Source organism: Alcaligenes sp. Marseille-Q7550 (genome assembly GCF_965112015.1).
In genome coordinates, this window is the sequence record NZ_CBCOPU010000001.1 from 963,462 (window position 1) to 988,739 (window position 25,278).

The window sequence follows — 25,278 nt, forward strand, 5'->3', positions numbered from 1 at the left end:
CCGCCTCTGATATGTCCGCCTTGATGAGGCTCGGTCCCGTGTTGTTCAGCCAACGTTGTTCCTGGCCTTCTATGGAAGGCTTTCACGGAAAACGTCTTACTGATAGACTTACGCCCTGCTTTCCCGATCTGGACGCGTCAGCAGCCTGCGGATTGCGCGAGCCGTACGGAAAGCCCGTCGGGCCCATAGTTAAATGGATATAACTTTCCCCTCCTAAGGGAAGATTGCAGGTTCGATTCCTGCTGGGCCCGCCATCCCCACTCGTCTTTCACCGCGCGTTCCCCGGACCGGGCATTCCGCCCATGGGGCGGTGTTCGCGCGCAGGAGCAGGGTTTCAATGACACTTCAGGGTTGGAAGCGCCGCGTGCTGCACGTGGGGCTGTTCGAGTTCTTAGCGATCATTTTTTCGTCGTTTTTGCTGGCGTATTTCGTGGGTGGGGCCACGTCGGATTCGGTGCCCATCGCCATCGCCATCTCGGCCGTCGCGATCGCCTGGAACTACGTGTTCAACACCGTGTTCGAATACTGGGAGTCCCGCCAGGCGGTCAAGGGGCGCAGTGTCTTGCGCCGCAGCGTGCATGCCATTGGTTTCGAAGCCGGACTGATCCTGTTCATCGTTCCCATGTACATGTGGTGGTACCAGGTCGGGCTGCTTGAGGCGCTACAAATGGAAGTGGCGATCCTGGTCTTCTTCCTGGTGTATTCCTTCTCGTTCAGCTGGAGCTTCGACCGGGTGTTCGGCCTGCCCAGCAGCGCGGCCTGAGCCCTCGCCGACAAAGAAAAACAGGCCGCGTCAGCGGCCTGTTTTTTATGGCGGGTCATGCCGCCTGTATTTTCGCTTCGCGTATGGGCAGGTTGACCAGGGCGGCCATCAAGGCCAAGGCTATGTCGGCATACCACATCCAGCTGTAGTCGCCGAATTCGGTCAGGGCGATGCCGCCCAGCCAGGCGCCCAGAAAGCCGCCGATCTGGTGCGACAGCAAGGTCAGTCCAAAAAGAGTGGCCAGGTAGCGCGTGCCGAAAAGCTTGCCCACGATTCCCGCGGTGGGCGGCACGGTGGCCAGCCAGGTGAAGCCCAGGCCGATGGCGAACAGGTAGAACACCCAGTCGGTCTTGGGCATGAGCAGATACCAGATGATGAGCAGGGCGCGCGAGCCGTACATCAGGGCCAGCACGTGCTTGCTGCGGTAGCGGGCAATGCACGAGCCTGCCACGATGCTGCCGAAGATGTTGGCCAGCCCGATCAGCGCCAGCGACCAGCTGGCCACCGACGGCGGCAGGCCGCACAGGTCGATCTCGCCGGGCAGGTGGGTGACCAGGAAGGCGATGTGAAAGCCGCAGGTGAAAAAACCCAGGTTCAGCAGCAGGTAGCTGCGGTCCCGCAGGGCGCCCTTGACGGCCTGTTTCAGTCCGGGGCCTGGGGCGGCGGGCGTCGCGGCGACGGCGGGGCGGTTCGCGCCGCCGCTTCCCAGCTTGCGGATCAGCGGCAGGGTCAGCAGGGCGGTCAGGGCCAGAACCCAGAGCGTGGACATCCAGCCGACCATCTGGATCAGTTTCTGCGCGAGAGGGGCGAAGACGAACTGGCCGAAGGAGCCGCCGGCGTTGATCAGACCCGATGCTTCGCCGCGCGCGTTGGCCGGCAGGCGCTGGGCGGCGGCGCCGATCAGGGTGGAGAAGCTGCCCGCGCCCGAGCCGATGCTGGCCAGCAGGCCCATGGTGATGGTCAGGCCCAGGCCGGTGCCGATGAAGGGCGTGGCCGCGCAGCCCAGCGCCAGGATCACCAGTCCGGCGGCCAGCACGCGGTCCGGGCCCCAGCGATCCGAACAGGCGCCGGCGATGGGCTGGATGGCGCCCCAGGCCAGTTGGCCCACGGCCATGGCGAAGCTGATGGACACGATGCCCATGCCGGTGGCTTTGTCGATCGGACTGATGAACAGGCCGAAGGACTGTCGTATGCCCATGGTGACCATCAGGATGCCGGCGGCCGCCAGGGTGACCGTCATCACCCCGGGATGGCGCAAGGATTGAAACATGAGACTCCCCTCTGTTTGAGGCGTCAATTATCTGGCTAAAGGACGAGGCCGCGCAATGCGCGTGTTCAGGCTTTCTCCAGGCCTGCCTGGACGCTGCGCGCCTTCAGGCTCTCCACCAGGTCCTTGGGCGAGACGCCCACCAGGTAGCCGCGCCGGCCGCCGTTGACGTAGATGGTGTCGTAGTCCAGCAGCTCGGCTTCGATCCAGACCGGCATGGCCTTGCGCGTGGCGAAGGGCGAAGTGCCGCCCACCAGGTAGCCGGAATGGCGCTGGGCGACTTCGGGCTTGCAGGGCGCGATCTTCTTGGCGCCGGTCTGGCGCGCCAGGTTCTTGGTGGACACTTCGCGATCGCCATGCATGACGATGATCAGCGGCTTGGCGTTCTCGTCTTCCATGATCAGGGTCTTGGCGACCTGGTGCAGGTCCAGCCCCAGTTGGCGCGCGGCCTCGGTAGCTCCGCCGTGGTCGACGTACTCGTAGCTGTGTTCCGTGAAGGGGATGCGCTGCTTGCGCAGCCATTGGGTGGCGGGCGTTTCGCTGACGTGTTTTTCTTTGGCCATGATGAACTTGGCGCGCTCAGGCGCGCGGGTGATGGGCGGCGTGCAGCGCCTTGAGGCGCTCGCGCGCCACATGAGTATAAATCTGGGTGGTGGAAATGTCCGCATGGCCCAGCAGCATCTGCACCACGCGCAGGTCCGCGCCGTGATTGAGCAGGTGCGTGGCGAAGGCATGGCGCAGCACATGCGGCGACAGCGGGGCCTGGATGCCGGCGCGCAAGGCGTATTTCTTGACGATCAGCCAGAAGGACTGGCGCGTCATGCAGGTGCCCCGCGCGGTGATGAACAGGAAGTCGCTGCGCCGCGGCCCCAGCAGGGCGGGGCGCGCCTGGCCCAGGTACAGGGTGATCCAATGCAGGGCCTCCTGTCCCAGCGGCACCAGCCTGTCCTTGCCGCCCTTGCCCTGGTCCACGCGCAGCACGCCGTCGCTCAGGCTGACGTTCTGCACGGGCAGTTCGGTCAGCTCGCTGACGCGCAGGCCGGTGGCGTACAGCGTCTCCAGCATGCAGCGGTCGCGCAGGCCCAGCGGGGCGCCGATGTCGGGCGCGGCCAGCAGGCGTTCCACCTGCTCTTCGGTCAAGGTGTGCGGCACGCGCGGCGCCTGGCGGGCGCTGTTCAGCTCCAGGCAGGGATCGTCCTGGCGCAGGCCTTCGCGCAGGGTCCATTCGTAGAAGCGGCGCAGGGTGGCCAGCCGGCGGTTGGCGGTGCTGGCCTTGGTGTCGGCTGACTGGCTGGCGATCCAGTCCTGCAGGTCGGCGGCGTCCAGCTGCTCCAGTTCCTTGCCGGGTCGCTCGGCGCGGGCCCATTCGGCCAGCCGTTCCAGGTCCTGGCGATAGGCTTGCTGCGTGTTGGCGGCCAGGCCGTCCTGCAGCCAGAGCATGGAGATGAAATCGTCGATCCGGGTGTTGCGTGTCATGGCTGTATCCATCCTGGGACTCCATGCTATCACTCCGGCGTGATGAGTCTATTTGCCCGATTTCATTGGCCCTCGATATATACCTATATATATTTCCTGTTTGCGCCTATAGGGCGTACCCTGTTTCCGGAGGAGAAGAATCATGTTCAAACGAGTCGTGTCGGCCGCCGCCCTGGCCCTGATGGTGCAAGGCGCCGCCCATGCCGACGAGCTGGTGGTGGCCGCCGCCGCCAGCCTGACCAATGCCTTCAAGGATCTGGCGGCCCAGTTCGAGGCCGATCATCCCGGCACCAAGGTGCTGACCAGCTTCGCCGCTTCGGACGTGCTGCTGCAGCAGATCGTGAACGGCGCGCCGGTGGACGTGTTCGCCTCCGCCGACCAGAAAGCCATGAACAAGGCCGAGGAAGCCAAGGCGATCGATCCGGCCACGCGCAAGAATTTCGTCCAGAACCAGGTGGTCCTGATCGTGCCGACGGACAATCCCGCCAAGGTGGGCAATGCCGGCGACCTGGACAAACCCGAGGTCAAGCGCGTCGCCCTGGGCAACCCCGCCATCGTGCCCGTGGGCCGCTACACCCAGGCCGCGCTGGAGAAGGCGGGCCAGTGGGACGCCGTCAAGCAGCGCGAGATTCTGGGCCAGAACGTGCGCCAGGTGCTGGATTACGTGGCGCGCGGCGAAGTCGAGGCCGGCTTCGTGTTCGCCACGGACGCGGCCATCATGAAGGACAAGGTGCAGGTCATGGAAACGCTCAAGACCACTGAACCGGTCACTTATCCCATCGCCCTGGTGCAGCGTGAAGGCCGCAACGACAAGGCCCAGGCCTTCCAGGATTTCGTTCTTTCTGAAACGGGACAGCAGGTCCTGGCAAAATACGGTTTTGCCAAACCCTGATCGTTGCGCAAGGACGGGATGAATACAATCTGGATTCCCTTGTGGTTGTCGCTCAAGGTCGCCGGCTGGGCGACCTTGTTCGCTTGCATGCTGGGCATCGCCGTCGCCTACGGCTTGTCGCGCTGGGAGTCGCGCTGGTGCGACCTGCTGGACTCCATCCTGACCCTGCCCATGGTGCTGCCGCCCACGGTCATCGGGTATTACCTGCTGGTGCTGTTCGGACGGCGCAGCGCCTTCGGGCAGTGGCTGTCGCAGTTCGGCATCGAGCTCGTGTTCACCTGGCAGGGGGCCGTGATCGCCGCCACCGTGGTGGCTTTCCCCATGGTGCTGAAGGCGGCCCGCGCCGCCTTCGAGGACGTGGACGCCCGCCTGGAGAACGCCGCCCGCGTGCTGGGCCTCAAGCCCCTGGCCGTCTTCTTCCGGGTCAGCCTGCCTCTGGCGGCGCGCGGCATCCTGGCGGGCATTCTGCTGGCATTCGCGCGCGCCCTGGGCGAGTTCGGCGCCACCTTGATGATCGCGGGCAGCATACCGGGCCGCACGCAGACCATGTCCATCGCCATCTATGAAGCCGTGCAGGCGGGCGAGGACAGCCTGGCCCTGGTGCTGGTGACCGTCATTTCAATCACTTGCGTGCTGGTGCTGTGGAGCGCCGGCGCCCTCTCGCCCCGGCATGTGCGGCGCCAAAGGAGCGTGCAATGAGCCTGACTCTGGATATCCGGCGCACCGTGCAGTCGCAGGCGCGCCAGTTCACCCTGGACATCCAGGTGCAGACCGACGCCAGGCACATCGCCTTGTACGGCCCTTCCGGCTCGGGCAAGTCCCTGACGGTGCAGAGCGTGGCCGGCCTGCTGCGACCGGACCGGGGCCGCATCAGCATAGGCGGGGGGGATAACTTCGAATCGCGGCGGGTGGGCGGGTCCAAATCGGCGAGCGTCGCGTGGCCTACCTGTTCCAGGACTACGGCCTGTTTCCGCACCTGACGGCGGCGCAGAACATCTGTTTCGGATTGAATACCGGCCTGTTCAACCGGCGCGTGCAAGCGCTGCCCGCGGCGGCGCGGCGCTGGGTGCAGGCGTTTGACCTGGAAGCGGTGCTGGACAGTTACCCGGCCGAATTGTCAGGCGGGCAGAAGCAGCGCTGCGCGCTGGCCCGGGCGCTGGCCGTGGAGCCGGAGGTATTGCTGCTGGACGAGCCGCTGGCGGCGCTGGACCAGGATCTGCGCGTGCGCTTGCGGGCGGAGCTGGCCCAGTTGCAGAAGCAGCTCGACATTCCCACCATCCTGATCACGCATGATCCCGAGGATGCGCGCGTGCTGGCGCAGGAGGTCTATCGCATCCGCGACGGGCGCATCGTCGATTGCTGCGCCGCCGAAGAGCTGGAGGCGTCGCGCCCATTGGATCTCATACCGTCGCAATCATGACGCTGGAGGCCTTGAACAGGGCGTAGGCCTGTTGGCCGGCCTCCAGGTGCAAGCGCTGCGTGCTGTCCAGGGTGATGGTCGCAGTCAGCGCCAGCCCTTGCGGCAGCTCCAGCCGAACCTCGGCGTTGACGGCGCCGGGAATCACCTGGGTGATGGCGCCAAGCAGCTGGTTGCGGGCCGACAGGGTGCCGCGGGTGTCCGTGGTTCCTATCATGATGGAAGACGCCTTCAGGAAAGCCAGCACTTTCTGTCCCACGCGTATGCCCAGGTTTTCGGTGCTCTCCCGCGTGATGGACGCCACCACGCTCTGGCCCTGGCCGATGTCCAGGTGGATTTCGTCATTGACGGCGCCGGTCTTGATGGCGGTAACCGTGCCGGGCAGCTGGTTGCGGGCGGATGTTTGCATCATCATGGTCTGGAGCAGCTCCATCTGGGTGGCTGCCGAGGGCATCAGGCGCCCGATGCGCGCCATGAACCGCTGGTGCAGCCGGTCGTAGGTCTGGTACAGGTCGAGCAGCTCGACCGCCTTGGGCGTCAGCGTGGCGCCGCCGCCGCGATGGCCGCCGGTGCTGCGCAGCACCAGGGGCTCGCCAGCCATATTGTTCATGATGTCGATGGCGTCCCAGGCAGCCTTGTAGCTGATGCCTATGCTGCGCGCCGCCGCGGAGATGGAGCCTTGCTCGCCGATCGCGGCCAGCAGAGCCATGCGGCGCGCGCTGCCCCAGGTGTTTTCGCCGGTGCGCAGCGACAGGCTGCTGGTGAACTCGGCTTGGGTATCGTGTGTGCTGGACATGGGCGTAAGTGTAAGGGCGGAAGGCGACGCTCAACAAGCCACGCCCCGGCGACCGCAGGCGCAATGCGGAAATGCCCGATCCGTGCGAAGGAAACTGGCGGGACGGGCATGGGCGGGGACCGCATGCAGGCGCGCATCGGCTTGAGCGTCCATCGTGGTTTAATGATAAACCTTGTTGCAGGCTCCGAAAGCAGGCTGAGTTTCTCGTCCATTTTTTTGGTGGAAAATGGAGGCTGGGATTTCTTTATTGAAATCAACAGGTTGTTTTTGGAGTGTTCCCCGCGCGAGCGGGGATGAACCGTTGAATGCCCAACGCACCACCGCCCAGCCCGGCGTGTTCCCCGCGCGAGCGGGGATGAACCGAACTAAACCGCTGCATGGAAAAGCTCACCCGACGTGTTCCCCGCGCGAGCGGGGATGAACCGACGGGCGGGCGGATCGTTTCGATCTATCACCCGTGTTCCCCGCGCGAGCGGGGATGAACCGCGATTTCGACGCTGGGCTTTTTCCCGTAGAAGGTGTTCCCCGCGCGAGCGGGGATGAACCGTCGGCAACCTGCCCCGAGCGTCGTGGTATCTCGTGTTCCCCGCGCGAGCGGGGATGAACCGTATCATGACGTAAGAAGCAAGCCGCAAGGCTAGTGTTCCCCGCGCGAGCGGGGATGAACCGGCGACATGTGGGCGATTGCAGGGCGCTATCAAGTGTTCCCCGCGCGAGCGGGGATGAACCGTGCCCGACATGGCCGAAATCGAGAGCTTCGTTGTGTTCCCCGCGCGAGCGGGGATGAACCGCCAATATGCCAGGGCCCTGACCCGTTCCGATTCGTGTTCCCCGCGCGAGCGGGGATGAACCGGGCAGGGCCGGAGCGGGTACGCGGTGTCAGGCGTGTTCCCCGCGCGAGCGGGGATGAACCGCGAGCTTGACACGATGGAGGAAAAACCATGACGTGTTCCCCGCGCGAGCGGGGATGAACCGAACACAGCCGCATGGTTCACGCGGTCACTGCGGTGTTCCCCGCGCGAGCGGGGATGAACCTCGTCCCTCGTTGAACAATGAAACTGTTCTCATCGTGTTCCCCGCGCGAGCGGGGATGAACCGTGGGCGCCCTGGTGGCGATCCCGCCGATCGACGTGTTCCCCGCGCGAGCGGGGATGAACCGACATTGGAGCGCCAGACCTGGCCGCATGGCGTGTGTTCCCCGCGCGAGCGGGGATGAACCGACCCCTGCCCCGCCTTCGACACATCGAGCCGGGTGTTCCCCGCGCGAGCGGGGATGAACCGGCTGTCGCAGCCGTGCATGGCGATATCGTCGCCGTGTTCCCCGCGCGAGCGGGGATGAACCGAATTGCTGTTACAGCTATAAGCGCAAGTTTCCGTGTTCCCCGCGCGAGCGGGGATGAACCGAACTCGCAGTTCGGCCACCTGTCGGCGTCTGAGTGTTCCCCGCGCGAGCGGGGATGAACCGTCATAAAAAACCTGCTGGGTGGCGGCGGTCAGACGTTGGGTGAATGGATCACCAAATTTGGCATTGTCGGCGTGCTGGCAATGGGTTTGCTGTCCATTCTGTGGAAAATTGGCAGACCGATCGTCAGAATTGGTGGCTTTCTCCTTCTTTGGCTGGTGGCGCCAGTTATGAGCGCAGTTGCGGCCGTCATCGGCTGGCCTGCGCTTTTGGGCATTGCGCTGGCCGCCATGGTGGCGCTGGTCATCGCCAAGTTCGACGTGATCCGTGACTTTATCAATGGGGTTTGGGATAGCGTGACGGGCTATTTCAGCAAGAAATGGACTGAGGCGCTCTCGTGGCTAGAGGGTAAGCTCAAGAGTGTGCTGCTTGATGGGTGGGTGCTATCTCAAGACGAGGCTTCTAAGCAGCCAGAAGAGCTTGGGCAAAAGGACCCTCGCAACTTATGGAGTAAACGTAGTACCAATATGGGGGCTTTGCAGCGCCCACAATCTCACGCCCTAAGCCAAATTAACAACGTCGTGAATCACCATTAACGCTAATACCGATAATTCGGTTGTCTTGGCCAACTGGCAGGCCAAGCTGCCGGCCGGGTTACGGATCGCGTGATGAGTGCTCGGTGGTCATTCCCTAATGTGGAGGCCCTAGCTCAGCTTTACATTCTTCGGTACTGACCGCCATGACTACGGAGGTTGCTGCTGGGGTGTGGTGACGTTCTTGTTGGGCTGCAAGGTACCCGATGATGACGATTTTTTAATCGTCGTTGGTGCCAGCTATGTTGTAAGCCGAGCAAGCCTTACCGGACCCCTCGATGAATCCACGCGGATCTATACCTTGGGAAATATCAAGAATTATGTAGGTGCAGGCGTTATAGCCGACTGGTTTGCTACAAATGTCTACAACTGCTGATTGATGAAGTAAACGGGCTTTTCCGCCTCGGGCTTCTTCGTCTCCGCCTGCGCCCCAAAACAAGCCGCCGCCAATAGCCCGCTTGCCAAAAAACGCTTCATCTGTTTGCCCCTGTAGGTTCTCGTGAAAAGAGCATTATAGGGGCAATGAAATGGAGGTTTGACGGGGGGCCGGTGCTGTGCCGCTGACTCTGACCACGGCCAATATCATCGCCGTGGTGATGGCATATGGGACGCCGCTACCCAGGGGAGAGCTGGAAGCGGCGGTGTTTGCGATGGAACCTGTAACCTATCAAGGAACTGGCGGGGCGTTTTGGTTACAGAACAAGATGGACGGCAGGAGCATGTGGCTGGGGAGAAAGGCGTTTCGATGTTCCTGTGCAGCCCTGCAGGAGTTGGCCGCAGTGTTGCGAAGGCAACGCGTATTTGGGGCGTGAGTGGGAGTGTAGGGGAGTATGGGGTTCTGTGTGTTATAGTTGGTTTAGCTGCCTAAACAAAAAATACTAAAAAACACTGTGTGGTCTGACTCCGCACCGTACTTGTGTAGCACCGAATTGATAAGCGTCTAATGATGCGAGCGACTATGACAGAAGTATCCTATCCTTCCCTTTTTGATGAGCGGCGGACTGCGCAAGCTGCAGCGTTCCTCTTGCACAAGGCTGGGGGGCGCTTACCTGTTCTGAAGTTGATGAAATTGATGTATCTGGCTGAGCGAGAATCGCTGAGAATCTACGGTGAGCCCATTGCCGGTGATCGTTTAGTGTCCATGCCTCATGGCCCTGTCTTGTCCAGAACATATGACCTGATGAATGGGAGCGAGGAGAGCGGCCCTGATGGGTGGGACTGCTGGATGGATGATAAGGCTGCCCATGAAATTGCGTTGCGAGATCCTAGCCGGATACGTACGCCGGAGCTAGATTTGCTGGAACTCAGCGACGGGGACCTGGAAGTGCTAGAGAGCGTATGGGGCCAATTCGGCCACATGGGAAAGTGGGAGCTCCGGGACTATACCCACTCGGAGGCTTGCCCAGAATGGGAGGATCCGCGGGGATCGAGCCGGCCGATCCCTATGGGGCGTCTTTTTAAGGCTTTAGGCTATACAGACGAAGGCATCCGATCAGCGGTCGAACATTTGAATGAACGCGCTCGATTAAGTGCCGTGATGGGCTAAATATGGCCTGGAAGTGTGAAGCAGGGGCTTGTTTATTAGTCCCCTCCGGCCCATCTGGTGAGCATTTATTTACTGTTTCGTTTGGGCCGATGAAGCTAGAGGGGTATGGGCCTGAAGATCAGGTGATTATGGTAAGCTTCTCTTCAATTAAGGCCGGGTTGCCTTATGATCCTGCATGTGAGGTATCACCAGGTGAGCATCCTTTTATAGTGAAGGGGAGCTATATTTACTACCGCGAGCCGCGCATCTATTCGGTCTCTCATGTACAAACGATGGTTGCAAGCGGCGTATGGACTGAAAAGCCTATTTGTGATGCTGGCCTCATAGAAAAAATAAGGGCTGGCTTTCTTACATCGAAGCGCTTGCCTAGGCACTATAAAGTGCTCTTGGAAAGTTTGGCTAGCTAATTTTTGTTTTACTTATCTTATTAGTCCTCCCCGCGAGGGCTTTTTTGTGCTTGGTCCATTAGCTCCAGCTTGGGTAGTATTATCTCTACAACGTTTTGTTGCGGAGGGGCGTAAGCACCCCCGTCAAGTAGACAGTGGTTGATAGAGATTCGGAGCAGGGGTTAACCGAGGCATAAACTGTACCGGCGGGAGGCCGCCCAGAGATTCATGTGGACGGTATTCGTTGTAATCGATCAGCCATTGCTCGGTAATGGCTTGCATCTGCTGAAGATTAGCGAACAGGTGAGCATCGAGCACTTCGGTTCGACAGGTTCTGTTGAAGCGCTCGATGAACGCGTTTTGATTTGGCTTGCCAGGCTGGATATAACGCACGGCGATTCCCCGAGCACCAGCCCATTCGGTGAAGGTCTGAGAGATCATCTCCGGGCCATTGTCCAGCCGTATGGTCTCAGGCGCCCCATAACAATCGATCAGGCGATTGAGCACGCGTATCAAGCGAGCCGGAGGGATCGATGTGCCGACTGCGATGGCCAGGCATTCCCGATTGGGCTCGTCGATCACATTCAACGTCCGGAAGCGTCGGCCGCAGTATAGGGCATCGTGCATGAAGTCCAATGCCCAGCATCGGTTCGGCACCAGCGAATGATCCAGCGGCTGGCGTGGCCGGTCGGTCAGCCGTTTCTTGCAGCGGCGAGGCAGGTTCAATCCCATTTCGCAGTACACCCGATGAACTCGTTTCTTGTTCCAGCAACGACCATCGAGCCGTAGCCGCGTAAAGCACTTCCAGCACCCCCAAGCCCATGCCGAGTCACGATCGCATTGAGCGCATCAATGACCTCGGCATCGCGTTGCGTTGCCGAGGTTGGCCTCTTGTAGTACGCCGCCCGCGATAGGCCAGCAATCAGACTGGCGCGTGTGATCGAGAGCTTGGACTGCACCAACTGCTCGACGACCTCGCGCCTGGCTGACGACGTCAGGATTTTCGGTTCAGCACATCCTTGATGGCTGAATTCTCCAGGGCCAGTTCCGCGTACATGCGCTTTAGCTTGGCATTCTCTGCTTCGAGTTCGCGCAGGCGCTGCAGTTTGGACACCTGCACGCCTGCGTACTGGCTCTTGCACTGGTAATACGTGGCGTTGCTGATGCCGTGCTTGCGGCACAACTCAGGGGCCGGCATACTGGCCTCGCCTTCTTTTAGCACTGCAACGATCTGGCTTTCGGTAAATCTGCTTTTCTTCAAGGGAGTCTCCGACTCTAGGAGGCTCCGAAATTCTACTGGCTATCGTCTATTCACAGGGGGAGCTTACGCGCAATTGGATGTCAAGAAGAGGCTTTCAAGCCTGGCCGCTTTCATTCAATACGGCGGCGTTTCCGGTGTCCGGCGGGGCTGCGCGCTTCGATCCAGGGAAGGCATCGAAGTCCTCCTGACGACGCTGTCCGCGCCGAGGCTGTGCGGTTTTGTCATTCCACGCTTGAACCGCCGGCTTGAGGGCGCGTGGTCTTGAACTTGTTGGCGATGACGCAATAGTTGCCGGCCAGGATCATCAATGTGCCGATGATCGCCAAGAGGGTCGGGCGATAGCCCTCGGTAATGCTGGAGATGGCCAATGCTACGAGCGGAACGAAGAGCATCGTATAGGCGCCTCGCTCCGCGCCTAGACGTCCGATGACGGCGAAATAGGTGGTGTAGCCGATGATAGAGGGAAAGACGATCAGGTAGGCCAGCGAAGCGGCGTAGGCCGGTGACATATCGAAGGTGAATGATTGACCGGTCCAGACGGCATATCCAAGCAGGAACAGGGCGCCATACGCCATTGAAATGCCCGTCAGAGGGAGCACTTCAACTCCGCTGCCTTGTAGCTGAACGGCCGAGATATTGGCGGAAGAGAATGCCAATGGAGCAGCGAGAGCGCAGGCAAAGCCCAGCCAGCTCCAGCTTCCGGCGGGCAGTTCGGGAAGGAATACAAGAGCCATGCCGGCCAGGCCCAGGAGGATCCCCGCCATGACTGGCCGGGTGATGGGCGTCTTGAGAAAAAGGCGGGTATTGACGACGTTGAGCAGGACGACTGTGGAGTAGGTCAGCGCGATCAGCCCGGTGGTGATCATTGCTGCTGCTTTGTAGATCAGCAGGAAGGCGACGGAGAAGCCGAAGCCGCCGAGCATGGCCATGGCTGCATGCTGGCTCCAGCCGTAGCGCAGACGCTTGCCCGTGATCCCGGCAATCAGCAGAAGCAACGTGGATGCGGCGCTGAAGCGGTAGATCAGCGAGACGATGGGGGAGACGCCGGTGAGCTGCAGCTTGGCGGCATACCATGAGGTCCCGCCCGTGAGGATGGTCACGACATAGAGAAAGGCCGTGCCGGAAGTGAAACCTGTCTTCATGGCTTGTTCCGATGAGTTCGAACGAGCGGCTCAAGACCACAGGATCAGGTTTCTGCGATCCATGACGCCCATGAAGGAGCCTGTCGCGATTCGTTGCCGTGCGGCGCCTTCGGGACTTGGCAGGACCACATGCGGATTTCCGGTATTGAAGATGACCACGGAACCGACCTGGGGCTGGAAGGTGAACGAGTCGCAGTCGACGAGCAGGGCGCTGTCGTAAGCCTTGTAGCTTCTGTCGATGCCGGTGAACTCGAATGGCTGATCATACACAACGGTCTCTCCTCCTTGCGAAGGGGATGAGACATACAGGTTCCAGGTCAGTTGTGCGGAGATGTCGCCAACGGCCATCAGCCCCTTGGCAAAGGTCGGCGCATAATCGACATGGACGTCGGAGCCGCCGGGGATCAGCCTGATGATCCCTGCGAAATACCGGCCCGAACCCGGTTCTTCGGCGATGGAAATATTGAAATCGGTCTGGTTCCTGATGCGGTGCATGAAGCGCTCAACGGGGTCGAAGGCCGCGTTGACGATGGTTGCTCGTTCCCGTTCGGCAGCTTTGACCTGCGCAAAATACGCTTCCTTGGGGCGATCGCGGTAGTGGGCAAGCGGAATGCCCAGGTATGAGCCGGGTTTCCCGAATTCATACTCCTTGGCTTTCATGCTCAAGATGGCCGCTGCGAGCTGATCGCATTCCGCGAGGGGGGCGAAATCGCTGATGATCACGGCCGGGATTTCCTTGTCTATGACCGCTTGCAGGCTCTCCGACGAAAGCGCTGCGAGGCCCGCATGTTTCCATCTTCTTTTCATGGCACTTAAGCTTCCGGTTATGCTGCGCATGGGTAAGATCCTGGCCAGGTCGAGTGCCATAAGTCGCGCTTATCCGAACGGGCACGAAGTGCGTTCAGGGGCGGCATGTCGAGCCCCGCTTGCCTTGATTGCGATTGGGCGCTGCTTCGCACCGCCGCTGCCGCAGGCAATTTCAGTCCGACCTTCCTCGAAGGGGACCAGGATCGAGCGCGATGCTCGTCATGGTCAAGGAGCCGCCTTGCACCGCTACAATGACCGGGCTGACCGCCTGAGCGCGGTCGTTTCTTGCAACCTTAACCGGTTTTCGACATGCATGACATCCCTGCCATTTCCGTAGCCGAGCTGCAGGAACTGGACAGCGCCCGCACGGTGGTGCTGACCGTCAATAACCGCTATGCGCGCCGGCTGCTGAGCCGGCTGTCCGCCCGGCTGGCGGCGCAGGGCGGGACCGTGGCCGTGCCCGAGATCCTGCCGCTGGGCGCCTGGCTGGCGCAGGCCAGCGACCAGTTGTGCTTTTCGTCCCAATGGCAGCCGGCCGCCCATCACATGGATCGCTTTGCCGCCCTGCAGCGTTGGGAGCACAGCATCGAACAGTGCGAACCCGAAGGTTACTTCCTGGACATGGCGCAGGCCGCGCGGTTTGCCTGCGAAGCCGACAGCCTGCTGGACGACTGGGAGATTCGGATCGACCCGTCCGAGGCCAGCATGGATTACGAACGCTTCCTGCTGTGGCGCGCCCACTATCGCGCCGGTCTGGAACAGGGCGACCTGGACGATGCCAACCGCGCCGCCGGGCGCGTGGTGGCGGCAGTGGAAGCGGGCGCGCTGCACCTGCGGCACACGCATCTGGTCCTGCATGGCTTTCACGAATTTTCCCCGCGTCTGCAGCGCCTGCTCGCGGGTCTGCGGGCCATGGGGCTGCGCATAGTGCGCCTGGATCAGCCGGAACCCCAGGCCTCGCAGGTGTGGCGGGTTCCGGCTGATCCAGGCGCAGGACGCGGACACCGAATGGCGGCTGGCGGCGCGCTGGGCGCGCCGGCAGCGGGACGAGAGGCCCAAGGCATGCGTAGCCATCGTGGCGGCGCAACTGGAGACGCAATTGCCGCTGGTGCACAGGCTGCTGCGCCAGGCCATGCATACCGAGCAGGGCGTGCTTCCGTACAACGTGGCGGCGGCCAGGGCCCTGGCGCAATGGCCGCTGGTGGAGGCCGCCCTGGCCTGGCTCAAGGCCCTGTTCACGCTGGCCGAGAAGGGCCGGGCCGAGCCCGCCTTGCTGGGCCAGGCCCTGCGCCTGGGCGCCTGCCAGGCCGACCAGTCCGAGACGGGCGGGCGCGCCCAGATCGACAAGGCCTGGCGCGACAATCGCCTAACGGTAGTGCGGCGCAATGAATTCGAAAACATGCTCAGCCGCTATGCACCCGAACTGGCGCAGGCCTGGGACCGCGCCATGGCGGTGCTGCAGGCGGCTCCCACCGGCGCCCAGGGCGTGGACGTGTGGGCCGGCGTGATGCGCCAATGCCTGCAGGCCTTGGGGTTTCCCGGCAGCGCCAGCCTGGACAGCGCGCAGTTCCAGACCCTGGAAGCGCTGGAGCAATTGATGCTGCGTTTTGCCCAGCAGGCCCCGGTGCTGGGCCGCATCAGCGCCCTGCGCGCGCAGGGCGCCCTGGCGCGCATGGCGCGCGAGAGCCTGTTCCAGCCGCAGCGCGACCCGCGCGCGCGGCTGGACGTGCTCGGCTTCCGGGAGGCCGCAGGCGGCCGCGGGGCCGCCGTCTGGGTGCTGGGCCTGACGGACGAGGTGCTGCCGGCCGCCGTCAAGCCCAATCCCTTGATTCCCGCCCATGTGCTGCGCCGCGCGCAGGCGCCGCGCTCCACGCCGGAACGCGAACTGGAGTGGGCGCGCTGGATGATGGCGGCCTTGCTGCGTTGCGCGGATCAGGTGCTGCTGAGCGCGCCCTTGCATCTGGGCGAGCAGGAGCTCAGGCCCAGCCCACTGATCGCGCCCTGGCCATTGTTGGAGCTGGAGTGGACGCCGCGCCGCGGCGAGGCGGCCGAACTGGCGAGCCTGCCCGATGCGCAGGGGCCGGCCCTGCAGGCTGATGAAACCATACGCGGGGGCATCAGCGTGCTCGACACCCAGGCGCGCAATCCCTTGTGGGCTTTCGTGAAGTTCCGCCTGCACGGCCAGGCGCTGCCGGACTATGCGCGCCTGGGCGACATGAACACGCGCGGGCTGTTTCTGCACAGGGCCGTCGAACTGTTCTGGCGCGCCGTGCAGGACCAGGATTCCCTGCACGAGCACCTGGCCCGGGCCAGCCTGGCGCAGGTGCTGCACGACAGCGTGGAGCAGGCGGCGCAGGAAGAATTGGCCGATTACGGTCCGGTGCTGCGCGCGCTGGAAGTGGAGCGCGCCAGGGCCGTGCTGGCCGAATATGCCGAGCTGGAAGCCCGGCGTCCGCCCTTTGCCCTGGAGGCGACCGAAGAGGATGTCGATTGGACGCGCGGCCCGCTGCGGCTGAGCCTGCGCCTGGACCGGCTCGATCGCCTGGCGGACGGGTCCCATGTGCTGCTAGACTACAAGACGGGCATGGGCGAGCTGCGCCCCGACAAGGACTGGCTGCGCGGCCGTCCCGTCAATCTGCAGCTGCCGTTCTACGCCACCGTGCTGCAGGAGCAGGGCCAGCAGGTCAGCGCGCTGGCTTTTGTGCGCCTGCATGCGCGCCAGGTCGCGTTCAGCGGACTGGCGGCGCCGGGCATGGAGATCGCGGGCATGACCGAGGTCGACAGCGGCCAGCAATGGCTGGCCCAGCTCCTGGCCTGGAGGCAGGCCGTGCAGGGGCTGGCTGATGAATTCATCCAGGGCCGGGCGGCCAATCAGATCTGGAACCGCAACGACTTGCTTTATTGCGACGTCTTGCCGTTTCTGCGCCTGTTTCAGCAAGAGTACGATGCCGTCGGCAACGGCGGGGAAATGTGATGTCTTTTCAACCTAGCGACAGTGACGCCCGCAGCCGGGCGCTGGATCCCGACCGTTCCTTTCTGGTGCAGGCCCCGGCCGGTTCGGGCAAGACCGAATTGCTGACGGACCGGATTCTGGGGTTGTTGGCGCGTGTGGACCGGCCCGAGGAAATCGTGGCCATCACCTTCACGCGCAAGGCGGCCGCCGAGATGCATGCCCGCGTACTGGAAAAACTGGCCGCCGCCGACCAGCCCTGCCCGAGCGAACCCTATCGGGTGCGAAGCTGGGAGCTGGCCTGCGAGGCCATGCGCCGCAACCGCGAGCAGAAGTGGGACCTGCTGGCCTACCCGGCGCGCCTGAGCATACGCACCATCGACTCGCTGTGCGCGCACCTGGTGCGCGCCATGCCCTGGGTGACCGGACTGGGCGGCGTGCCGGCGATTGCCGACAATGCCCTGGAGCACTACGAGGCCGCCGCCTGGGCGACGCTGGAGATGGCGGAAAGCGTGCCCAGCGTGGCGCGCTTTCTGGAACACATGGACGTGAACCTGACCCAGGCCCAGGCCCTGCTGGCCGCCATGTTGGCCAGCCGCGACCAATGGCTGCCCGCCTTGGGGGCGAGCGGGGATGTGAGCGTGCTGCAGGAGAGCCTGCGCGAGGTGGTCGAACAGCAGCTGGAGCAGTTGCGGCGCTGCATGCCGCCCGGCTGGGCGCCGACCCTGGCGCCGCTGGCTCGTTTCGCGGCGGCCAACCTGGACGACGGAGAGGTGCTGGCCCTGGCCGACTGGGACGGCGAGCCGCTGGCGCCGGTCATGGATGAGTTGCCGCGCTGGCGAGGCCTGGCGTGCCTGCTGCTGACGGACAAGGGTGACGTGCGCAAGAGCCTGACCGTGCGCAACGGCTTTCCGCCCAAGACGGCCGAGAAAGAACTCCTGGCCGACTGGCTGGGCCGCTGTCTGGGCACCGAGCCCTGGGTGTCCCGGCTGGCGGCGGCCCGCCTGTTGCCGAGCCAGTATTCGGCGCAGCAGCAGGACGTGCTGGCCAACCTTATCCAGGTCTTGTGGCTGGCGGCCGCCCAGCTCAAGCTGCGCTTTGCCGAAAAGTCCGAGGTCGATTTCACCGAAATCGCACAGCGGGCGCTGGAGGCTCTGGGCGATGCGCAGGAGCCGGGCGAGCTGTTGCTGCGCATGGATCGCTCCATCCGGCACCTGCTGGTGGATGAATTTCAGGACACCAGCCAGTCCCAGGTGCAGTTGCTGGAGCGCCTGACCAGCGGCTGGGAGCCGGGCGACGGGCGCAGCCTGTTCCTGGTGGGCGATCCCATGCAGTCCATCTACCGTTTCCGCAAGGCCGAGGTGGGCCTGTTCCTGCGCGTCTGGCAGGAGCGGCGCCTGGGCGACGTGCCGCTGGAGCCGCTCAATCTGACCAACAACTTCCGCTCCCATCCGCGGCTCGTCGAATGGGTGAACCGGGTGGGGACGCAGTTGTTCCCTCGCCAACCCGACCCCGAGCTTGGGATGGTCACCTACGAGGAATCGATCGCCTTCAGGCCCGACGAGCCGGGCTCGGCGGTGGAGTTCCATGCATCCTGGCATTTCCGCGTGGCGCGCGGCGAGGATGGGACCGCGGCCCAGCAGACGGCCCAGGACGAGGCGGTGGAGCAGGCTGTGCGCTGCGCCGGCGCCGCCTTGCAGCGCCATTCCGGCAGCCCCCATCCGGTCGCCATCCTGGTACGCGCGCGCTCGCACTTGAGCGGCCTGGTGCGCAAGCTGGGCGAGCAGGGCATACCGTGCCGCGCCGTCGAACTGGAGCCCCTGCAGCAGCGTCCCGTGGTGGCCGACCTCGTGCAACTGGTGCGCGCCCTGGCGCATCCGGCGGACCGCCTGGCCTGGTTGTCGCTGCTGCGCTCGCCCATGATAGGCCTGCGCCTGGACAGCCTGCACCGCCTGTGCGCGCGGCATCCCCGCCAGGCCATGCCCGAGCTGCTGCGGGACTGCGAGGCGCTGGATTGGGAGCCGGGCGAACGGGAACGTCTGCTGTTCGCCCGCCAGGTCCTGCTGGATGAAGGCAATCGCAGCGGCTTGATGCCTTTTGCGGCCTGGGTGCAGGAATGCTGGACGCGCCTGGGCGGCGAACGGGTCTATCCCACGGTCGCCGATCAGGCCGACGCGGAACAGGTGCTGCGTCTGCTGGAGGAACTGTGTCCCTACGGACCGCCCGACCAGCAATTGCTGCAGGCGCGCGTGGAATCGCTGTACGCCACGCCGCAGGGTTCGGGCAAGGCCGTGGAAGTAATGACCATTCACAAGTCCAAGGGCCTGGAGTTCGAGACCGTGATCCTGTTCGGCTTGCACAAGCAGTCGGCGGCGGATTCCGAGCCTCTGATCCGGTTGGAGCATAGCGCCGAGCGCCTGATCCTGGGGCCCATCACGCACCGGGCCAGCGAGGACCGCGACCCGGTGTCGCAGTTCCTGGCCGCGCGCGAGCGCATACGCGCCGAACAGGAAAGCCATAGGCTGCTCTATGTGGCCCTGACGCGGGCGCGCCGGGAGCTGCATCTGTTCGCCGAATTGAGCATTACCCAGGACAAGGGGCTGCGCGAACCCGACGGCCGCTCCTTGCGGAGCCGCCTCGTGGTCGGCCGTCACGCCGCCGCCGGCCCCGCCCTGGCAGGCCGTGCTGGACAGCCAGACGGAGGCGGGGGAGCAACTGGCGGGGCCGCCGCTCGTGCGCGTGGCCAGCCTGCCCGATCTGCCGCCCGGCCTGCAGGCGGGCGGCACGCAGGCCCATCAGGCATGGAACTGGACGCTGGACACCAGCCACGAAACCGCGATAGGCACGGTCGCGCACGCCTGGCTGGAGAAACTGGGCCGCGAGGGCCTGGAGCAATGGCCGCTGGAGCGCCTGCGCGAAAGCCGACCGGTGATGTGGCGCCAGCTTCAGCGCGCCGGCGTGCCGGGCGCCTATCTGGACGAGGCCGGCCAGGCCCTGTTCGAAGCCGTGGCCGCCACGACGCAGTCCGAGCAGGGCCGCTGGCTGCTGGGCGTGGCGCGAGCGCACCGCGAATGGTCGTTGCTGGATGTCAGCGGCCGGGTGTCCATCATCGACCTGGCCATCTCGCAGGAGGATCACTGGCTGGTGGTGGACTACAAGACCAGCCGGCCGGCGCCCGGCGAGAGCCTGGAGTTGTTTCGCGAACGCATGTTGCAGCGGTATGCGCCTCAGTTGGAGCGCTATTGCGCCCAGGTCGCGGCGCTGGACGGCCGGCCCGCGCGCGGCGCGCTTTATTTTCCGCGCGCGGACCTGTGGGTGCCGTATTAGTGCTACACTACGAGATGGCGGGCCCCTCCGCATGGTTCGGCGGTGAACCTGGTCAGGTCGGGAACGAAGCAGCCACAGCCGTGCAGAGTCAGTGCCGGAGTCAGGCTCGCCACTTCACATTCTTGCCGGGTCCAGCGTGCCCGGTCTGTCTGCTCCTCTCGGGCACCGAATCCGGTACACTTTTCCTTTCGCTCATCTGTGCTGATGGCTCACGCCGTCCGGAATTCGCATGACCTATCTCGTTCTGGCCCGCAAATGGCGCCCTCGCTCCTTCGACACCCTGATCGGTCAGGATCATGTGGTGCGCGCGCTCACGCACGCCCTGTCCACGCAACGCCTGCACCATGCCTGGCTGTTCACGGGGACCCGGGGGGTGGGCAAGACCACCCTGTCGCGGATCCTGGCCAAGTCGCTCAACTGCGAGACCGGCATCACCGCCGCGCCGTGCGGCGCCTGCCGGGCCTGCACCGAGATCGACGCGGGCCGCTTCGTGGACTACGTGGAGCTGGACGCCGCCTCCAACCGCGGGGTGGAGGAAATGACGCAGCTGCTGGAGCAGGCCGTCTACGCGCCCAGCGCCGGACGCTACAAGGCCTACATGATAGACGAAGTCCACATGTTGACCGGCCATGCCTTCAACGCCATGCTCAAGACGCTGGAAGAGCCGCCGGCGCACGTGAAATTCATCCTGGCCACCACGGACCCGCAGAAGATCCCCGTGACCGTGCTGTCGCGCTGCCTGCAATTCAACCTCAAGCAGATGACGGTGCCGGCCATCGTGGAGCACCTGCAGGACATCCTGACCCAGGAAGGCATGCAGTTCGACGTCCCGGCGCTGCGCCTGCTGGCGCAGGCGGCGGCCGGCTCCATGCGCGACGCCCTGTCGCTGACCGACCAGGCCATCGCCTACAGCGCCGGCGACCTGAGCGCCCAGGCCGTCCAGGCCATGCTGGGCACCATAGACCAGCGCCACCTGGCGCAACTGCTGCAGGCCCTGGTGGCCTACGACGCCAAGGCCATCATGGCGGTGGCGGACGACCTGGCCGCGCGCGGCCTGTCCTACGCGGGGGCGCTCGCCGATCTGGCCACGCTGCTGTCGCGCATCGCCATCGAGCAACGCATTCCCGGCACGATCACCGACGACGACCCCCTGGCCGGCCCGGTGCGCGAGCTGGCGCCTGCGCTCTCGCCCGACCACGTGCAGCTTTTCTACTCGGTGGCCGTGCACAGCCGCCAGGAATTGTCCCTGGCGCCGGACGAATACGCCGGCTTCGTCATGGCCTGCCTGCGCATGCTGGCCCTGCTGCCCGAACCGGTGCCGGCCCAGCCCGCGCCGCCGGCCGGTCCTGAGGGCGGCCGAACGCAGCCGCAAGAGGCGGCGCTTCCTCCTGCCCCTGCGCCGTCCGAACCACCGATGGAGCCAGTCGCCCGGGAGGCCGCCGAGGCGCCGCCCGTCCAGGCCCGCGTTGCGCCGACTCCGCCCGTCCCGCCCGCACCTGCCAGGAATGATTTCGTTCCCGCCTGGGAGGACACCGCGCCGAGCCGCCGGTCCGCCGATGCGCCGGCTCCGCAAGTTCCCTCGCCGGTTCAGTTGGAACCGGCGCCTGAGTCTGCGCCCGTGGTCGAAGCCGATCCCGTCGCCGTCCAGGACGAGCCGCCCGGACAGCAGGAAGATTCCGCTCCGGCCGCCCGGGAGCCAGCCGCTTCGCCTGCTGCGGACGACGGGCTGCAGGAGCCGGCCTGGCTGTCTGAGGGCATGGACGACGAATTCGAGAACTACCAGCCCGCCGGCATGGACGCCGCCTCCGGCGGCGGCGATGACGACGACATGCCGCCCCTGCCGGCCTCGGGCAACTTCATGCCGGACGGCGAACTGGGCCTGCCTGTGCCGGCGCCCGCTCGCGAGGGCAGCCGCGCGGTGCGCCTGGGCGGCATGACGGCCGAGAAATGGCCGTCCGTGGCGGCCGAGCTGCCGCTCAGCGGCTGGGCCGCCGAGCTCGCCCGGCAGACGGAATGGGTGGGCGTGCAAGGCCAGGAAATCCACCTGCGCGCCAAGATCAAGGCCACGGAAGGCAGCCAGGGCAAGGCCCGGCTGCGCACCGTGCTGTCGGAATACTTCGGCCAGGCCGTGCAGCTGGCCATCGAATACGGCGACACCGGCGATGCCACGGCCCATGCCGTGGAGCAGGCCAAGCTGGCCGAGCGCCAGCGGCAGGCCGAAGAGCAGGTCGCCCAGGATCCCTTTGTCTTGACCCTGATCCGGGACTTTGGCGCCAGCGTCAAGGAAGGGTCGGTCAAGGCAGCCCCCTTGGTCCGGGCCGCCTGAGCGGCCCTCGTTCAATTCCAACAATCAGGAAACCACACCATGATGAAAGGTCAGATTGCCGGCTTGATGCGTCAGGCGCAGCAAATGCAGGAAAACATGAAGAAGGCGCAGGAAGCCCTGGCCGAAATCGAGGTCGAAGGCGTCTCGGGCGGCGGCCTGGTCAAGGTCGTCATGAACTGTCGCCACGACGTGCGCCGCGTGTCCATCGATCCCAGCCTGCTGGAAGAGGACAAGGACATGCTGGAGGATCTGATCGCGGCCGCCTTCAATGACGCCCAGCGCAAGGCCGAAGCCACTTCGCAGGAAAAGATGGCGGGCGTCACCGCCGGCCTGCCCCTGCCTCCCGGCATGAAGTTCCCCTTCTGATGAACGAGCCGCAGATCGCCGAACCCGAACCGCTTCGGGTTCTGATCCAGGCCCTGCGCCGCCTCCCCGGAATAGGCGAGCGCAGCGCCCGCCGCATGGCCTATCACCTGCTGCAGCATGACCTGGTGGGGGCGGACCAGCTCAGCCGGGCGCTGGAGCAGGCCACCCAGACCCTGCGGCATTGCCGGCGCTGCAACGGCTTCACGGTCCAGGAGGTCTGCGAAACCTGTTCCAACCCGCGCCGTGATCCCGCCTTGCTGTGCGTGGTGGAGACTCCCGCCGATCAGAACATGATCGAAGCCACTCATGGCTACCGCGGCCTGTACTACGTGCTGATGGGCCGCTTGACGCCGCTGGAGGGCATAGGGCCCGACGCCCTGCAGTTCGACCGCCTGCTGGAGCGGGCCGGCGACGGACAGGTCCAGGAAGTGATCCTGGCCACCAATTTCACGGCCGAAGGCGAGACCACCGCCCATCACCTGGCTGAAATGCTGGGCAGCCAGGGCTTGAAGGTCACCCGCCTGGCGCGCGGCGTGCCCGCGGGCAGCGAACTGGAATATGTGGATCCCGGCACCATCGCCTGGGCCTTGGTGGAGCGGGGCGCCGCGTAGGCCCGACCGCCCTGGCGGCGAGTTGGCCGCTCGCGTCCCGGTGCCCCTCGTTTTAGTAGTATAAGTATTAGGCCTTTACTTTATGACTACACAACAAGAAGGGGATCCCCATGACACTGACTCGTCGCCACATGCTCAAACTGGCCGGCGCATCCGGGCTGGCCATGTCGCTGCCGTCCGTCGGCCGCGCCCAGGAGCTGGAAAAGAAAGACATCACGATCGCGGTAGGCGGCAAGGCGCTGATTTACTACCTGCCCCTGTCCATTGCGGAGCTCAAGGGTTTCTTCAAGGATGAAGGCCTGAACGTCAAGGTTGCGGACTTCGCGGGCGGCTCCAAGGCCCTGCAGGCCGTGGTTGGCGGCAGCGCCGACGTGGTCTCGGGCGCGTTCGAGCACACCATCAATCTGCAGGCCAAGGGCCAGTTCTACCGCGCGTTCGTGCAGCAGGGCCGCGCTCCGGCCATCGTGCTGGCCGTCTCCAGGAAGACCCTGCCCGACTACAAGTCGCCGGCCGACCTGAAAGGCAAGAAGATCGGAGTGACCGCGCCCGGCTCCTCGACCAACATGATGGTCAACTTCTTCCTGGAACAGAACGGGCTGAAGCCTTCGGACGTCTCCTTCATCGGCGTGGGCGCCGGGGCCGGCGCCGTGACCGCCATGCGCACCGGCCAGGTGGACGCCATGGCCAATCTGGATCCGGTGATCGGCACCCTGGCCAAGGAAGACGCCATCCAGGTCATCGCCGATACACGCACGGTGGCCGACACCAAGAAGATCTTCGGCGGCAACATGCCCTCGGCCTGCCTGTACGCCTCACAGGAATTCCTGGACAAGAACCCCAAGACCGCCCAGGCGCTGGCCAATGCGATCGTGCGCGCCGACAAGTGGATCCAGGCCAATGACGCCGAGACCATCGCCAAGACGGTGCCGGCCGCCTACCTGCTGGGCGACGTGGAGCTGTACAAGCAGTGCCTGGACGCCAACAAGGAGTCGCTCTCGCCCAACGGCCTGGTGGACGAGGACGGCCCGGCCACGGCTTTGAATGCGCTGGCGGCTTTTGTTCCCAACCTGGACGCTTCCAAGATCGACACCAGCAAGATCTTCACCAACGAATTTGCCGACAATGCCAACAAGAAGTACCCCCATGCCTGAGGCCGCGCTTTCCCTTGACAACGTCAGCTGTGTTTTTGCCTCGCGCGACGGCAAGGGCACGTACACCGCGGTGCGCGACGCCAGCCTGACGGTCGCCCCTGGCGAGTTCGTGTCCGTGGTCGGTCCGACCGGCTGCGGCAAGTCCACGCTCTTGAACGTGGGGGCCGGCCTGCTGGCCCCCTCCGCCGGGCAGGTGCGCGTCTTCGGCCAGCCCTTGCACGGGGTGAACCAGCGCGCCGGCTACATGTTCCAGGGCGAGGCGCTGATGCCCTGGCGCAGCGCCGAGTCCAACGTGATGGCCGGCCTGGAGTTCGCCGGCGTGCCGCAGGACGAAGCGCGCTCCCGCGCCCGGGAATGGCTCAAGCGGGTCGGCCTGGGCGGTTTCGGCGACCGCTATCCGCATCAGATGTCCGGCGGCATGCGCAAGCGCGTCATGCTGGCCCAGACGCTGATCCGCGACCCGGACATCATCCTGATGGATGAGCCTTTTTCCGCCCTGGACATCCAGACCCGGCAACTGATGGAGAACGAAGTGCTGGAGATCTGGATGGCGCAACGCAAGGCCGTCCTGTTCATTACCCATGACCTGGACGAGGCCATCGCCATGAGCGATCGCGTCGTGGTGCTGTCGGCCGGGCCGGGCACGCGCCCCATCGGCGCATTCCACATCGATCTCCCGCGTCCCCGCGACGTGGCCGAAGCCCGCAACCAGTCCCGCTTCGTCGAACTGCATTCGGCCATCTGGGCCGTGCTGCGTGATGAAGTCCTGAAGGGCTATGCCCAACAAAAGCGCGCCTGA

Annotated in this window: 18 protein-coding genes, 1 tRNA gene, 1 other RNA gene, 3 pseudogenes and 1 CRISPR repeat array; of the genes and pseudogenes, 15 read left to right on the forward strand and 8 right to left on the reverse strand. The window is 64.6% G+C overall.

Annotated elements, in window-relative coordinates; genetic code table 11:
- The first annotated feature begins 179 nt into the window (after positions 1-179).
- Positions 180-254: transfer RNA gene (locus ACWPWO_RS04565), tRNA-Arg, on the forward strand.
- Positions 255-337: 83 nt separating this feature from the next.
- A complete protein-coding gene (locus ACWPWO_RS04570) occupies positions 338-763 on the forward strand; it encodes a PACE efflux transporter (protein ID WP_454004740.1) in 426 nt (141 codons plus the stop codon).
- A 55-nt stretch (positions 764-818) separates the two neighbouring features.
- Here the strand turns inward: ACWPWO_RS04570 and ACWPWO_RS04575 are convergent, their stop codons facing one another.
- The 3 genes from ACWPWO_RS04575 to xerD form a co-directional block, all read right to left on the reverse strand.
- Positions 819-2,033, reverse strand: a complete 1,215-nt coding sequence (locus ACWPWO_RS04575) for an MFS transporter (protein WP_454004742.1) — start codon at positions 2,031-2,033, stop codon at positions 819-821.
- Positions 2,034-2,098: 65 nt separating this feature from the next.
- Positions 2,099-2,593, reverse strand: coding sequence for a Cys-tRNA(Pro) deacylase (gene ybaK / locus ACWPWO_RS04580; RefSeq protein WP_454004744.1), 495 nt, complete (start codon positions 2,591-2,593; stop codon positions 2,099-2,101).
- 16 nt (positions 2,594-2,609) lie between these two features.
- Entirely contained in the window at positions 2,610-3,506 is an 897-nt protein-coding gene (gene xerD / locus ACWPWO_RS04585; protein WP_454004745.1) for a site-specific tyrosine recombinase XerD, read from the reverse strand.
- A gap of 142 nt (positions 3,507-3,648) precedes the next feature.
- Between xerD and modA the strand changes: the two genes are divergently transcribed.
- From modA to ACWPWO_RS04600, 3 genes and pseudogenes are all read left to right on the forward strand, one after another.
- The gene (gene modA, locus ACWPWO_RS04590; RefSeq protein ID WP_454004747.1) at positions 3,649-4,398 is read left to right on the forward strand and encodes a molybdate ABC transporter substrate-binding protein; all 750 of its coding nucleotides are present in this window, start codon (positions 3,649-3,651) and stop codon (positions 4,396-4,398) included.
- Between the two features lie 18 nt (positions 4,399-4,416).
- On the forward strand, positions 4,417-5,097 hold the full coding sequence (gene modB, locus ACWPWO_RS04595; RefSeq protein WP_454004749.1) for a molybdate ABC transporter permease subunit: 681 nt from the start codon (positions 4,417-4,419) through the stop codon (positions 5,095-5,097).
- Positions 5,094-5,818 (forward strand): annotated as a pseudogene (locus tag ACWPWO_RS04600) (sulfate/molybdate ABC transporter ATP-binding protein). Before modB ends, ACWPWO_RS04600 begins: the two are co-directional and overlap by 4 nt.
- Here ACWPWO_RS04600 and ACWPWO_RS04605 read toward each other — a convergent pair.
- Entirely contained in the window at positions 5,799-6,611 is an 813-nt protein-coding gene (locus ACWPWO_RS04605) for a TOBE domain-containing protein (RefSeq protein ID WP_454004751.1), read from the reverse strand. The pseudogene ACWPWO_RS04600 and the gene ACWPWO_RS04605 sit on opposite strands and share 20 nt — an antisense overlap.
- A 272-nt stretch (positions 6,612-6,883) precedes the next feature.
- A CRISPR array of direct repeats spans positions 6,884-8,076; the repeat unit is 29 nt; unit sequence GTGTTCCCCGCGCGAGCGGGGATGAACCG.
- Positions 8,077-8,111: 35 nt separating this feature from the next.
- On the opposite strand from ACWPWO_RS04605, the gene ACWPWO_RS04610 reads away from it, so the two are divergent.
- Positions 8,112-8,609, forward strand: coding sequence for a hypothetical protein (locus ACWPWO_RS04610; RefSeq protein WP_454004752.1), 498 nt, complete (start codon positions 8,112-8,114; stop codon positions 8,607-8,609).
- A gap of 955 nt (positions 8,610-9,564) precedes the next feature.
- Positions 9,565-10,152, forward strand: a complete 588-nt coding sequence (locus ACWPWO_RS04615) for a Panacea domain-containing protein (protein ID WP_454004754.1) — start codon at positions 9,565-9,567, stop codon at positions 10,150-10,152.
- A 530-nt stretch (positions 10,153-10,682) separates the two neighbouring features.
- Here ACWPWO_RS04615 and ACWPWO_RS04620 read toward each other — a convergent pair.
- From ACWPWO_RS04620 to ACWPWO_RS04635, 4 genes and pseudogenes are all read right to left on the reverse strand, one after another.
- A pseudogene (locus ACWPWO_RS04620) lies at positions 10,683-11,799 on the reverse strand (IS3 family transposase).
- Between the two features lie 221 nt (positions 11,800-12,020).
- Positions 12,021-12,941, reverse strand: a complete 921-nt coding sequence (locus ACWPWO_RS04625; RefSeq protein ID WP_454004756.1) for a DMT family transporter — start codon at positions 12,939-12,941, stop codon at positions 12,021-12,023.
- Between the two features lie 30 nt (positions 12,942-12,971).
- Positions 12,972-13,778, reverse strand: a complete 807-nt coding sequence (locus ACWPWO_RS04630; protein ID WP_454004758.1) for a 2OG-Fe(II)-dependent halogenase WelO5 family protein — start codon at positions 13,776-13,778, stop codon at positions 12,972-12,974.
- Positions 13,779-13,994: 216 nt separating this feature from the next.
- On the reverse strand, positions 13,995-14,615 hold the full coding sequence (locus tag ACWPWO_RS04635) for a hypothetical protein (RefSeq protein ID WP_454004760.1): 621 nt from the start codon (positions 14,613-14,615) through the stop codon (positions 13,995-13,997).
- Between the two features lie 115 nt (positions 14,616-14,730).
- On the opposite strand from ACWPWO_RS04635, the gene ACWPWO_RS04640 reads away from it, so the two are divergent.
- The 8 genes and pseudogenes from ACWPWO_RS04640 to ACWPWO_RS04675 all read left to right on the forward strand — a co-directional run bounded on the left by ACWPWO_RS04640 (position 14,731) and on the right by ACWPWO_RS04675 (position 25,278).
- Positions 14,731-16,722 (forward strand): PD-(D/E)XK nuclease family protein, encoded by a 1,992-nt coding sequence (locus ACWPWO_RS04640; RefSeq protein WP_454006273.1) that lies wholly within the window; start codon positions 14,731-14,733, stop codon positions 16,720-16,722.
- Positions 16,722-20,025 (forward strand): annotated as a pseudogene (locus ACWPWO_RS04645) (UvrD-helicase domain-containing protein). Before ACWPWO_RS04640 ends, ACWPWO_RS04645 begins: the two are co-directional and overlap by 1 nt.
- A 16-nt stretch (positions 20,026-20,041) precedes the next feature.
- Positions 20,042-20,139, forward strand: an RNA gene (gene ffs, locus ACWPWO_RS04650) — signal recognition particle sRNA small type.
- A 115-nt stretch (positions 20,140-20,254) separates the two neighbouring features.
- Complete coding sequence (locus ACWPWO_RS04655; protein WP_454004762.1) at positions 20,255-22,351, forward strand: DNA polymerase III subunit gamma/tau; 2,097 nt, start codon at positions 20,255-20,257, stop codon at positions 22,349-22,351.
- A 39-nt stretch (positions 22,352-22,390) separates the two neighbouring features.
- Complete coding sequence (locus ACWPWO_RS04660) at positions 22,391-22,717, forward strand: YbaB/EbfC family nucleoid-associated protein (protein ID WP_394064583.1); 327 nt, start codon at positions 22,391-22,393, stop codon at positions 22,715-22,717.
- A complete protein-coding gene (gene recR, locus ACWPWO_RS04665) occupies positions 22,717-23,328 on the forward strand; it encodes a recombination mediator RecR (RefSeq protein ID WP_454004765.1) in 612 nt (203 codons plus the stop codon). Before ACWPWO_RS04660 ends, recR begins: the two co-directional genes overlap by 1 nt.
- A 110-nt stretch (positions 23,329-23,438) precedes the next feature.
- Positions 23,439-24,479, forward strand: coding sequence for an ABC transporter substrate-binding protein (locus ACWPWO_RS04670; RefSeq protein WP_454004767.1), 1,041 nt, complete (start codon positions 23,439-23,441; stop codon positions 24,477-24,479).
- On the forward strand, positions 24,472-25,278 hold the full coding sequence (locus ACWPWO_RS04675; protein ID WP_454004769.1) for an ABC transporter ATP-binding protein: 807 nt from the start codon (positions 24,472-24,474) through the stop codon (positions 25,276-25,278). The genes ACWPWO_RS04670 and ACWPWO_RS04675 overlap by 8 nt, the downstream gene beginning before the upstream one ends.

Bases quoted from the DNA above. Each gene is read 5' to 3' on its own strand.
- modB (WP_454004749.1), top strand. From the start codon at position 4,417: ATGAATACAATCTGGATTCCCTTGTGGTTGTCGCTCAAGGTCGCCGGC.
- ACWPWO_RS04630 (WP_454004758.1), bottom strand. From the start codon at position 13,778: ATGCGCAGCATAACCGGAAGCTTAAGTGCCATGAAAAGAAGATGGAAA.
- ACWPWO_RS04575 (WP_454004742.1), bottom strand. From the start codon at position 2,033: ATGTTTCAATCCTTGCGCCATCCCGGGGTGATGACGGTCACCCTGGCG.
- modA (WP_454004747.1), top strand. From the start codon at position 3,649: ATGTTCAAACGAGTCGTGTCGGCCGCCGCCCTGGCCCTGATGGTGCAA.
- ACWPWO_RS04625 (WP_454004756.1), bottom strand. From the start codon at position 12,941: ATGAAGACAGGTTTCACTTCCGGCACGGCCTTTCTCTATGTCGTGACC.
- recR (WP_454004765.1), top strand. From the start codon at position 22,717: ATGAACGAGCCGCAGATCGCCGAACCCGAACCGCTTCGGGTTCTGATC.
- ybaK (WP_454004744.1), bottom strand. From the start codon at position 2,593: ATGGCCAAAGAAAAACACGTCAGCGAAACGCCCGCCACCCAATGGCTG.
- ACWPWO_RS04670 (WP_454004767.1), top strand. From the start codon at position 23,439: ATGACACTGACTCGTCGCCACATGCTCAAACTGGCCGGCGCATCCGGG.
- ACWPWO_RS04605 (WP_454004751.1), bottom strand. From the start codon at position 6,611: ATGTCCAGCACACACGATACCCAAGCCGAGTTCACCAGCAGCCTGTCG.
- ACWPWO_RS04675 (WP_454004769.1), top strand. From the start codon at position 24,472: ATGCCTGAGGCCGCGCTTTCCCTTGACAACGTCAGCTGTGTTTTTGCC.
- ACWPWO_RS04570 (WP_454004740.1), top strand. From the start codon at position 338: ATGACACTTCAGGGTTGGAAGCGCCGCGTGCTGCACGTGGGGCTGTTC.
- ACWPWO_RS04615 (WP_454004754.1), top strand. From the start codon at position 9,565: ATGACAGAAGTATCCTATCCTTCCCTTTTTGATGAGCGGCGGACTGCG.
- xerD (WP_454004745.1), bottom strand. From the start codon at position 3,506: ATGACACGCAACACCCGGATCGACGATTTCATCTCCATGCTCTGGCTG.
- ACWPWO_RS04655 (WP_454004762.1), top strand. From the start codon at position 20,255: ATGACCTATCTCGTTCTGGCCCGCAAATGGCGCCCTCGCTCCTTCGAC.
- ACWPWO_RS04660 (WP_394064583.1), top strand. From the start codon at position 22,391: ATGATGAAAGGTCAGATTGCCGGCTTGATGCGTCAGGCGCAGCAAATG.